The organism is Streptomyces sp. NPDC102437 (assembly GCF_044765565.1).
Lineage (GTDB): Bacteria > Actinomycetota > Actinomycetes > Streptomycetales > Streptomycetaceae > Streptomyces.
The window spans coordinates 1-10,028 of sequence record NZ_JBIWKI010000093.1; the positions used below are offsets into that span (position 1 = coordinate 1).

Annotated in this window: 8 protein-coding genes and 2 pseudogenes; 7 read left to right on the forward strand and 3 right to left on the reverse strand. The window is 69.0% G+C overall.

Features of this window, described 5'->3' with window-relative positions; translation table 11 throughout:
- The 3 genes and pseudogenes from ACIRJP_RS41055 to ACIRJP_RS41065 form a co-directional block, all read left to right on the forward strand.
- Nucleotides 1–132 (forward strand): annotated as a pseudogene (locus tag ACIRJP_RS41055) (IS630 family transposase); the annotation flags it as partial.
- A gap of 451 nt (nucleotides 133–583) precedes the next feature.
- The gene (locus ACIRJP_RS41060) at nucleotides 584–955 is read left to right on the forward strand and encodes a hypothetical protein (protein ID WP_404186131.1); all 372 of its coding nucleotides are present in this window, start codon (nucleotides 584–586) and stop codon (nucleotides 953–955) included.
- Between the two features lie 62 nt (nucleotides 956–1,017).
- Nucleotides 1,018–1,392, forward strand: coding sequence for a peptidoglycan-binding protein (locus tag ACIRJP_RS41065; protein ID WP_404186133.1), 375 nt, complete (start codon nucleotides 1,018–1,020; stop codon nucleotides 1,390–1,392).
- A 194-nt stretch (nucleotides 1,393–1,586) separates the two neighbouring features.
- Here ACIRJP_RS41065 and ACIRJP_RS41070 read toward each other — a convergent pair.
- Nucleotides 1,587–1,901, reverse strand: a pseudogene (locus tag ACIRJP_RS41070) (DDE-type integrase/transposase/recombinase); the annotation flags it as partial.
- 30 nt (nucleotides 1,902–1,931) lie between these two features.
- Nucleotides 1,932–3,311 (reverse strand): erythromycin esterase family protein, encoded by a 1,380-nt coding sequence (locus ACIRJP_RS41075; RefSeq protein WP_404186135.1) that lies wholly within the window; start codon nucleotides 3,309–3,311, stop codon nucleotides 1,932–1,934.
- 272 nt (nucleotides 3,312–3,583) lie between these two features.
- On the opposite strand from ACIRJP_RS41075, the gene ACIRJP_RS41080 reads away from it, so the two are divergent.
- Together ACIRJP_RS41080 and ACIRJP_RS41085 are read left to right on the forward strand one after the other, a co-directional pair.
- The gene (locus ACIRJP_RS41080; RefSeq protein WP_404186137.1) at nucleotides 3,584–3,994 is read left to right on the forward strand and encodes a transposase; all 411 of its coding nucleotides are present in this window, start codon (nucleotides 3,584–3,586) and stop codon (nucleotides 3,992–3,994) included.
- Between the two features lie 57 nt (nucleotides 3,995–4,051).
- Nucleotides 4,052–4,489 (forward strand): DUF4259 domain-containing protein, encoded by a 438-nt coding sequence (locus ACIRJP_RS41085; RefSeq protein WP_404186139.1) that lies wholly within the window; start codon nucleotides 4,052–4,054, stop codon nucleotides 4,487–4,489.
- A 929-nt stretch (nucleotides 4,490–5,418) separates the two neighbouring features.
- Here the strand turns inward: ACIRJP_RS41085 and ACIRJP_RS41090 are convergent.
- The gene (locus ACIRJP_RS41090) at nucleotides 5,419–5,814 is read right to left on the reverse strand and encodes a hypothetical protein (protein WP_404186141.1); all 396 of its coding nucleotides are present in this window, start codon (nucleotides 5,812–5,814) and stop codon (nucleotides 5,419–5,421) included.
- A 1,193-nt stretch (nucleotides 5,815–7,007) separates the two neighbouring features.
- Here ACIRJP_RS41090 and ACIRJP_RS41095 point away from each other — a divergent pair.
- Nucleotides 7,008–8,408 carry a helix-turn-helix domain-containing protein gene (locus ACIRJP_RS41095; RefSeq protein ID WP_404186143.1) on the forward strand — a complete coding sequence of 467 codons (1,401 nt, stop codon included), beginning with the start codon at nucleotides 7,008–7,010 and terminating at the stop codon, nucleotides 8,406–8,408.
- Between the two features lie 195 nt (nucleotides 8,409–8,603).
- Nucleotides 8,604–9,569 carry a helix-turn-helix domain-containing protein gene (locus tag ACIRJP_RS41100; RefSeq protein WP_404186145.1) on the forward strand — a complete coding sequence of 322 codons (966 nt, stop codon included), beginning with the start codon at nucleotides 8,604–8,606 and terminating at the stop codon, nucleotides 9,567–9,569.
- Nucleotides 9,570–10,028 lie beyond the last annotated feature (459 nt).

Genomic DNA, 10,028 nt, shown 5'->3' on the forward strand with positions numbered 1-10,028 from the left:
TCCAACGTCGCCTTCTCCACGCCAGAACACCTGATCCGCACCATCCGAAGCGGCCTACGCCACATCCAGTACCGCAGTAACCTCATCGACGGCTGCCTCACCGAGACCGGCCTGACCATCAGATCTGCATGACGACACCACGAGTTAAATCTCAGTAACTGCATGAGGTGTCTTTCCCCCGCGATGGCCGGGAGAAAGAGGCCCCGGATCGGAGGCAGAGGCGGGCGGGCCGTTCAGGACAAGGAACTGGGCCGTGGCCGCGGCTGGTTCGGCCGACGGCACCAGTAGCATCATGCCGAATTCCTCGCCCCGCTCACGCACCGGATCAACCTCCCGTCCAACCGGGGAACAGGCGCACTGATCGACGAGGACATGGAAGAGGCCCAGGAGCTGCTGGACCAGGTCGAGGACCTCCGCCGCCAAGTCGCGCTCCGCACTTCAGAGGCCCCATAGCGCCGCAACACCCCGACAACCGGCTGCTCCTTGAAAGAGCCGAGCACGCTAGTTGATCATGCTGTGCTGCCGGGAATCTTCACGCTTCCCGACCACGGCAAGCACATAGGGGGCTGGTATGTGGTCGTTCATGTCAACGGACGGAATTCTGCCGGAAGAGCGGTTGGACTGGTACTCCGACATCGTCTCGCGCGAGGTGATGCCCGCGGCGCTCAGCGGCGATCGGCCCGCCGAATTCCAGGGCGAGGCCGCGATGCTGGACCTGGGCGACGTCCGCGCGACGAGGGCGTCCATGTCGCCTCTGCGCTCGCGGCGCACGGCCGCGATGATCCGGCGTGGTGACCCGGAGCAGTACCAGCTGGCCCTTCTGCTCAAGGGGGCCACGTCGCTGGCGCAGCACCGGAACGAGTGCGCCATCGGAGTCGGCGACCTGATGCTCTGGGACACCTCGCGACCCTCCGACTGCCGGATGCGCGACGCGGGCGGTCAAGTGTCGTGCTGACCTGGGCCACAAAGGCTCCTCGGCGGTCGCCGGGCCGCACTCCCACCGACAAGGGGCTGAAGATGAACATCGCCAAGAAGGCGGCCGTGACGCTGGCCACCGCGACCCTGCTCGCGGGCGTCGGCGGCATCGCCACCGCGACCGGCGCGTCCGCCACTTCGATCGTCGGCCCCTGTGCCAACTACAGCACCAGCAAGCCCTACCTCAGCCAGGGCAGCTCCGGTTCGACGGTGCAGGAACTGCAGTGTGAGCTCAACCTCTCCATCCATCCCGACAACGGCTACCCACTGGACATCGACGGCAGCTTCGGCCCGCGTACCAAGAGCGCGGTCCTGAAGTTCCAGGCATGCGTGGGCATCCAGCAGGACGGCATCGTCGGCCCCGCGACCTGGTCCTGGCTGGACGTGTACAGCAACTCGGAGTTCTACGCCTGCTGATCACCGAGTCCCGAAGAAGTCCGGAAGCAGTCCCACAGCCACCGCCGCACCACCCGCCGTCCAGCGTATTCGCGGGCCGGAAGGGGTGCGGCGGTGCTGAGACGGGGGACGGCGAACGGCGCTGTCACGTTGTTGGGTGCGTAAGTGCCTGACGGTGCGTCGGGGCATGGTGGGCTTGCGGTCCGGGCCTATGCTCAGGCCGTGGTGGGCTGGCCGGCAGCGCCAGTAATCTGGTCCCAGATCGCGAAGCGGACGGTCATCTCGGCTCGATATTCGTGGGCGTTCATCAGATGTCGGCGGGGCCGGAAGTGGGGCGAGATGCCGCTGAACGCGGAGAGAAACCGCTGGGCTCCACCGGTACTACGGAAGCCCTTCTTCGCGCGTTCACGCTGGCGCGTGGGTTGGTGGCTGTTCTCGGCCCGATTGTTCAGGCCCTTGTGGGAGCGGTGCTCGACCGAGGGCATGACCTCGCGGTGGGCCGCGCCGTAGGAGCGGAGCTTGTGACCTACCGTGCCGCCGTCGGCCGCGCGGGCCCGGTGCTACTTGAGCATACGGGCCGCCTCCACCCGCTGGAGGTGGATCACGACGTCGTGCGTCTCCGCGAGCCGGATCTGCGGGGCGTCCGCGATCCCGGGGTAGGTGGCGCCGATGTTCTTGACGGTGTGCGGTGCGGCGAGCCAGTCGCGGGCCGGCTCCGGGGCGCTGCGCAGGTCCACCACGAAGTCGCGGTACCGTACCCGGTCGAGGGTGTGCTCGGCGGTGCCGGGCGCGGCCGGGCCGACGGTGAAGCGGTGGACGCCGCCGTCCTGGCCGAGGGCGTTGAACGAGCCCTGGTCGAAGGTGAGGCCGACGCTCAGGTAGCCGCGCCCCAGCTGCTCGCGGAGGAAGTCGCCCTGCACCTGCGGATGGCTGCTGGGGGCGTAGGTCTTGAGGGCGACGTGGCTGTTGTGGGCGCCGAGCAGGATCTTGTCGCCGGTCTGCTGCTGCCACCAGGTGACGTTCTCGGCCATGACGCGGTCGCGGTAGCGCATGGCGTCGGGGATGGCCTGCGGGTCGTCCAGGTCGAAGGCGTACAGCGTGGCCATCTGGTGGATCGCGGTGGTGTGCTGGAGGGCCCAGGCATACGCGTCGGCGTCGGCGCCCGTGCCGGGCCGCTGCTTGAGCAGGTCCACCGCCCGGCCGGTCCGCTCGGCGAGTTCCTTGCGTTCGGCCAGTGGCTTGGCCAGGTAGTCGTTGACGTACGTGTCGGCGTCGGTGGTGGGCCGCAGGCCCCGGTACAGCTCGGTGAGCTGCGAGGTGAGTTCGGGGCGGGCCGCGGCCGCGTAGGCGTTCACCTTGTCGTACAGCTCGGCACCGGCGAATCCGTTGTCGTCGCCGACGAAGCGGACCGGGTCCTTGGGGTGCTTGACGTTGTACGCGCGCATCCACTGGAGCAGATCGCGGTACTCGGCGTTGTTCCAGAACCGGTAGGTGCCCTGGAACTCCTCGTCCATGATCTGCTTCAAGTCGCCCTCGCCGCGCGTGAGGTAGGCGTCGAGCCGCAGTCCGGTGCTCCACGGGGCTTCGAGGGCGAAGGCCCGGAAGCCCTTCTCCTCGACCAGGTACTGCAAGACCCGGTGCTTGACGGTGAAGAACTCGTGCGAGCTGTGGGTGGCCTCGCCCAGGCCCACCACCCGGGCGTCGCCGACCATCCGGCCCAACGGGCGGAGGTCGGCCAGGCTGCCGCGCGGCTCGGTGGTGCGCAGCGGGTGGGCCACCCGGTCGAGGGCCGCCTCGGGGGAGCCGAACGCGGCGGCGTCGGCAGAGGTCGATGCGGCGGCCGGAGCAGGCGGGGTGGTGGCGAAGACGGCCGGGGCGACGGCCAGGGTGGCACCGAGCGGGACGAGCAGCGCGGCGAGCAGGACCTTGTGCGTGTTCATGGGCCCAACTCTCGCCGCGCGGGGCACCACAGACCATCCGCTGCGCCCCCCGATCGGCCCGGGAGTTAGCTACACCATCGATGGGGGGGCCTGGCTGGTGGTGAGGGTTGCTGGGTTCTGACAGTGGATGCCGATGGGGGACTGTCGTTTTTGCAGGGCGTGGTGGTCGGTTCCCTGCTGATCGCTAATACACCGCCCTGGAGATCCAGACACATGGATACGCGGGTGGATACGGGGCGGTCCGCGCATACCTTCGTCCCTTCCGGGACGCGGTGCCAGGGGGTCGGCCGCCATCTCTCCGGACTGTTGCCAGCTGGATCCTGACCCACCCCGACGCGCTTCCGGAGAAGGAGCGGCTGAAGCTCAAGTCCGTGCTGGCTGGATGCCCCGAACTGGACGCCCTCGCCGAGCACGTCCGCTCCTTCGGGCAGATGCTCACCCAGCTCCGGGGAGAGCGGCTCCCCGAATGGATCGCGGCGGTCCGAGCCGACGACCTACCCATCTTGCACACCTTCGCCAACGGCCTCGAACGCGACCTCGCAGCCGTCACCGCCGGCCTGAGCCTGCCCTGGAGCTCAGGCATCGTGGAAGACCACGTCAACCGCATCAAAATGATCAAGCGCCAGATTTACGGACGCGCTGGCTTCAAGCTCCTGCGAAAGCGGGTACTGCTTGCCTCCTGACCTCGCTGTCGGTGGCCAGTGCGAGGATCCCCCAGACGGCCACGCGAGGAGAGAGATATGGGCACCTGGGACATCGGCCCCTTCGACAACGACACCGCCGCCGACTTCGCCGGTGACCTCGACGAGGCAGCACTGGAAGAACGCGAAGCCATGATCCGGGGCGTGCTCAAGCGTGCCGTCGGGCCTGTGGACTTCCTGGGTATCTACGACGGCGAGCGAGCCGTGGGCGCGGCGGCCCTGGTCGTCGCCCAGCATCCTGACGGTGATCGGGCGTGTTCGAACTATGGCCCATCAGAGCCGCTACCGGAGTTGCCTGCAGACCTTCGAATGCTCGCCGTCGACGCCCTGGACCAAGTGGTCTCCAACCGGTCTGAACTCGCCGAGCTGTGGGCCGAAGCTGCGAACTGGTCGAAGTGGCGCCAGGACATCACCCGCCTCCGCGACGTCCTTGACCCTCCGATCCCACCACAAGAGGAAGCCCTGTTCGAGATCTAATCGGCGACCCACAGTCACGGACCACAGAACTTGAGCCAGAACCTGTTCTCATGAACAAAGCCAGGGCGAGGCTGACTGACCACCGCGCCCCAGCACGAACTCCTACTTCGGCGCGGGGCGGCACATCTCCAGGCCCGGGACCATCTCTCGGCGCATGTCTCCGCAGCGGATCCTCGGGATCGGTGGCTGTGCCGCCGAGGAGCTGCCCCACCGCCCGCTTGACACTTCTTCAGTGATGGTGCGACATCCGAGTGGTGCCGCACCCGCAATACGTCTGGTGGGTGGCACTCGCAGCGCGACCACCGAGATCCCCTGCGGCAACTTCTTCGGCGTCCCCTGCCCGATGCCGTGCACCATCTCCTGCCCTCCCCTCTCGTGGACGCCGGGCCCTCCACGCACCCCTGCCGCCTCTCCGTGGTCGGGGTGCTGACATCCCCTCTGCGCACCCCCTGCCGCCCGACTACCGAAATGGAGAGGGTGGGGGCGGGGCGGGCGGAGCGCCTCGGGGATCGGCGGCCGGCCAGTCCCTTGCGCGCGTCTGCGGGGCCTCGCACGGGCCGGAGCCAGAACTGAGAGTCGTGGACAAAGCCAGAGGAGATGTGTGGGGGGGGGGGGGGGGGGGGGGGGGGGGGGGGGGGGGGGGGGGGGGCCGGGCCCCCCCCCCCCCGCCCCGGGCCCCGCCCCCCCCCCCCCCCGCCCCCCCCCCCCCCCCCCCGCCCCCCGGGGGGGGGGGGGCGGCGCCCCCCCCCCCCCCCCCCCCCCCCCCCCCCCCCCCCCCCCCCACACATCTCCTCCAACCGTCCAGAGGGCCTACCCAACGCCCCGCCCGGGTGGCAGACACTCAACTGGTGAAGCTTCCGCCCGTGTCATCCGACACGGGGCTGGTCGTGTCCCACGACGCCTCCCGGGGAGGGCGGGTGCCTAGCCCCCTACTCCTCCCACCACACCTCCGTGCTGCAGCCCCCTGAAGGCTTGCCGTTGTCCGAGCCGCACAACTGGAAGTACACCTTGTGGCCGTCCTTCAGGTTGCCGAAGTTCCGCACGATGGTCTCGCCGCCGTAGGCATGCGCCGTGCCAGGGTTGGGAACCCCCCGAAGGACCTTCAACTCGATGGACTTCCCGTCCCCCCGCCGGTCGGTCAGCGCGAAGTTGTCCCCGTTGTCGAGCCAGGTGACTGACCCGTATCCACCCCACGAGAAGGTGGAGCCGTCCGGAGTACCTCCGGAGCTGTCCGCCTGCGCGGTGCCGACAGCCGTACCGGCCAGGGCAAGTACTGCGACGCCCGCCGCGAGAAAACGGCGTGCAGTCGTACGATGCTTGATCATCGAATTTCCCCGTTCTCGTCTTCTTGTCCGTGCGTAGTCATGCTTGCGACTGTCCGGGCACCAGCGCCAGGAATTTCGGCCGTGCCCGAAACGGCGCAGGTCGATCCGATTCAAGTCACTGGCTGATCTGGCGGTCTGCGGGCCGTCAGGGGACGGTGATCTCCGGCCCCTAGTTTGGGGAAGCGATATGGAGGTGTACGCGTCTTGACGGTGGACCATCGGTTGCCGGCGTGACCGTCCGCCGCGCTCTTGGCGCCGGCCTTCATGCTCCCGCGCCCAGCATCCGTGCCGCCCAGGCCGACCTGCTCGACGCTCTTCCCGGAGAGCGCCTGTCCGACCTCGACGACCTATGAGCCCGAGGCGTACTCGGCTCCCGCCCGGCAGCGCCCCGCCCCCGCGACGAACCCTCGGAACCGGTGCCACGCCGACAGCGGTAAACACCAGCTCAAAGCGTTCACCGGGGCGAGGGCGGTGGCACCCCATTTACCAGCGCATGCCGAGCTGGTAGAGGTCGGTGCGGCGTTGTTCGCGGAGTTTCGCGGCGCGTTTGAACGGTCGGCCGCCCAGAGCTCCTCGTTCTCCCCTGCCCTACGAGCCGCGGCCCGGGCGTTCTTCGCCCACACCCTGATCGGATGCCCTTCCCAGATCGCGGTGGTCGGAGGAAGGAAGTGGCCGTGGGCAGCAGCGTACGAGCGAGCGACCCCGCTCTGTCCGTTCTTACCTGCGCATACCGAACTCGGCCATGGTGCTCAAAGTGGTGGCCGATCAGTGGCACCTGCCTGGCTGGTTCTTGCGAAGCCCGGCTGGAATGACCGGCGCTCAGTACGGTGCGAACCATGGCGAAACGAGGGGCAACGCACGGCGAGTCCATACCGTCTCAGACGGTATGCGCTCAGCGCGTTCAGCCCGGACAGGACGCCATTGACGCGGACGATGTGGGACAGGGGGAGCTGCAGCGGAGCCCCGGGGCGTCCATTGACGGCCGCGCGAAAGCTTGCGCAGGTAAGCGCAGGATGCCAGGGGTGCCCGATGTGCGGGTTATGCCCCGGACGCGGTGAGCCGGAGAGAAACGGGACAGTCGGGCAGAGGAGCGCGGAACTGTGGGGGACGCCGGAGCGCAGTGGCAGGTCGGAGTCCTGGAAGGGCTTTTGCGGGAAGTCGGGCTTCAGGCGTCGCGTGGCGTCGGGCCTGACGTGCGGAAGGTTCTCGAATGGCTGCACCGGCAGACCGGGGTCCACGTCGCGCTGGTCACCGACGGCGCGGGCACGGTGGAGTCGTCCACCGCGGACTTTCCCCACGAGGTGCTGGGACCGCTCGCTCCGCTGCTGGTGCGCATGTCCGGCGGGCAGCTGGCTGCAGCCGTGACCCAATCCGGTGCGCTGCACGTGCGATGTGAGGCGCTCGGGCCACACGAGCCCCGTCCGGTCCTGGTGGTGGCCGGCCCCTCGAAGCCGACACGGGAGGCGATCGCGCTGATCTCGCACACCGGTAGCGTCCTCACACTCCTGCGCCGCGCAGGGCACAGTGATCGCATCTGGCACGATTACCAGCACACGACACGCCAGTTACGGTTCGCTGTGCTGTCGGCACTCTTGTCGGGGGAGCCGTTACTGGCCCGGCGGATGACCACCGGCGCCGTTCCGCCGCTGCTGGACGCCGACCGGCTGCGGCTCTACCTGCTGCAGTGCCCGCCGGCAGACCGCGACAGGATCGTCCGGGCATATCAGGACCCTTCCGGCTACCACGGCTCAGGTCTGATGGTGCACTGCCCGGTTTTCAAGGGCCACCTCATCTGCCTCTTCGCGGACGACGGGGAACCGGGCAGCGCCGGCGGCAAGTTACGTGGTCACGCCGAGACCCTGCACCGTCTGGTACGCGAAAACCCGCGCTACACGATGGGTGTCTGCGGCGGCCATCCTCTTCACTCGGCGGCCGAAGCCTACAGCCAGGCCGCCCACGCCCTGGCCACCGCCCGCACCGCACCCGGCCGCGTGGCCTCCTACCACGGCCGGACCCCGCTAGAAGGCGTCCTTCCCCGCCAGGCCGCCCAGGAATGGGCCCGCGCACTCCTGCGGCCGCTGGACACAGCCATGAAAACCAGCACCGACATCACCCGCCTGGCCGTGACCATGCCCCGCTCCGCCGTGGCCAAGCTCCTCGGCCTCAGCCGCAACACCATCACCGCACACCTCAAACGCGCCGAAGCATCCCTCGGCCTGGACCTCACCGACATCCGCTGCCGCGCCGCCGTCCACCTGGCCCTCGTCCTCAACAGTTCCTCCCCCGCCCCCGAAGCCGGCTACGACCAGCCGTACTCCACCCTGGACGACCTACTGCGCACCGAACGCGCCGCTGCCTGGGCCGCAGCCACTCTCCGTCCCCTTCAGGCCCGACACCGCCGCACTCTCCAGGCGTGGATCGACGCCAACACCGACGCCCAGCACGCTGCCCACGCCCTGGGCATCAGCCGCAACACGATCCGCACACACCTGCGCACGGCCGAGTCCGTCCTGGGCCTCGATCTACTCACCGCCGGCACCGGCATCCACGACATCGTCCACGCACTCCACATCACCAACACCCGGGCCTCCTGAGCACTGTGCACAACCCGCACCCGATATTGAGCACCGTGCACGCTGGTCCAAGAAGACCGCGCCTTCTACCGTTTTAGTGGTTGGCCGGCCCGTTGCACGGGTTCTTTCACGAAGCTGAGAACACGCACCGGGGCGGGGAACCGCCCTTGTATTTCCCTGCGTGTTTTCAATGACCACGGGGGCACGGGGGAACGCATGCTGCGTATTCACTTCACCGACCGGGACCTGGCGAAGGTCCACGTGGCAGCGGATCCGTTATGGGACACGGTGCTTGCGGTGCACCAGCTCGGCGCGGGCGGTGCGGCGGCGTTCTCGGCCTGGCGGCGCCGCGCCGCGGCCGCCGTCACGGGCGCGCAGTTGGCGGCCGACGTGCGCATGGTGCGGCTGCTCGCGCCTGAACGGGCGGGGTACTTTCCGGACTTCCTCACACCCGCGTCGGGGCGGGACGGAATGCGTGCCGGTCTCGACGAATTGTGCCGCACTCCGAACCGGCGCCTGGCCGACGAAATCACTACGGCGTTCGCCCGCCATCATCAAGTCCCCGGCTGGATCCATGAACTGGCCGACGGACATGCCGACCGCCTCAACCGGCTCGCCCTGGCGATGGGGCGCGTCCACCGTGCCGTCGTCGCGCCCGCCTGGAGCCGCAGCATGGCCGCCGTGGAAGCCGACCGGACGATCCGGCTGCGGGCACTGCGCGACCGCGGAGCAGAGGGACTGCTCACGTCCTTGAGTCCGCTGATCCAGTGGAAGCCACCGGTCCTGGAAGCCCCCTATCCGGAGCGCCGCGATCTCTACCTCGACGGAGGGGGCCTGTGTCTGGTGCCCTCGCGCTTCTGCTGGCGGATGCCAGTGGCCCTGGCCGACCCGGCGCTGCCGCAGGTGCTCGTCTACCCGGCGGCCCCTGCCGAGACAGCTTCGGGCGGTGACCTGCGCGCGCTGGCGCCCCTGCTGGGGCGGACCCGTGCTTGCGTCCTGGCCGCGCTCGACGGCGCGGTCACCACCGGCGAGCTGGCCGCCGTCCTGTCCGTCTCCGCATCCTCGGCCAGTGAACACGTCGCAGTCCTACGGACCGCCGGACTCGCTGCTACCCGACGCGTGGACAACCGGGTTCTCCACTCGCTCAGCCCCCTGGGCAGACACCTGCTCCACGGCGGATGACCGGCCGGATACCGCAATGGCCAGGCCGACGCTGCCAGCCGCTACCGCCATGGTCCCGCCGCCGTGCACGGCCTCCCAGGCACCGGCAGCGGCCGTGCCCTTCCTCGAACGCGACCTTCTGACGCATCGACACCACCCCGAGCCAGGCGCCATCACCCCCGGACCTCAGCGCCCGGCGAACGATTGGCGAGGGCGTTTCGGGCAGGCCCGAATGACCAGGACACGCACTTCGCGGGAATGCGAGTGTTGCTCTGCGGGGAGCCACCCGGCACCCCGAGGAACATGTGCCGCCCGGCCCTTTCAGTCCGCACGGCACACAGGGGGAGACCACCACATGCGCACACGAAACCTCATCGCCGCGTCACTACTGATTCCCAATGTGGTTGTCAAGGTCAGTTGATGACTCGTTGTGAGGGTGTCAGCCCAGTGGGACGGGGCTGGGTGGCGCGGTGATCTGAA

What these genes read in the sequence shown, in the direction of transcription:
- ACIRJP_RS41075 (WP_404186135.1), bottom strand. Translation starts at nt 3,311, where the DNA reads ATGAACACGCACAAGGTCCTGCTCGCCGCGCTGCTCGTCCCGCTCGGT.
- ACIRJP_RS41100 (WP_404186145.1), top strand. Translation starts at nt 8,604, where the DNA reads ATGCTGCGTATTCACTTCACCGACCGGGACCTGGCGAAGGTCCACGTG.
- ACIRJP_RS41060 (WP_404186131.1), top strand. Translation starts at nt 584, where the DNA reads ATGTCAACGGACGGAATTCTGCCGGAAGAGCGGTTGGACTGGTACTCC.
- ACIRJP_RS41090 (WP_404186141.1), bottom strand. Translation starts at nt 5,814, where the DNA reads ATGATCAAGCATCGTACGACTGCACGCCGTTTTCTCGCGGCGGGCGTC.
- ACIRJP_RS41065 (WP_404186133.1), top strand. Translation starts at nt 1,018, where the DNA reads ATGAACATCGCCAAGAAGGCGGCCGTGACGCTGGCCACCGCGACCCTG.
- ACIRJP_RS41085 (WP_404186139.1), top strand. Translation starts at nt 4,052, where the DNA reads ATGGGCACCTGGGACATCGGCCCCTTCGACAACGACACCGCCGCCGAC.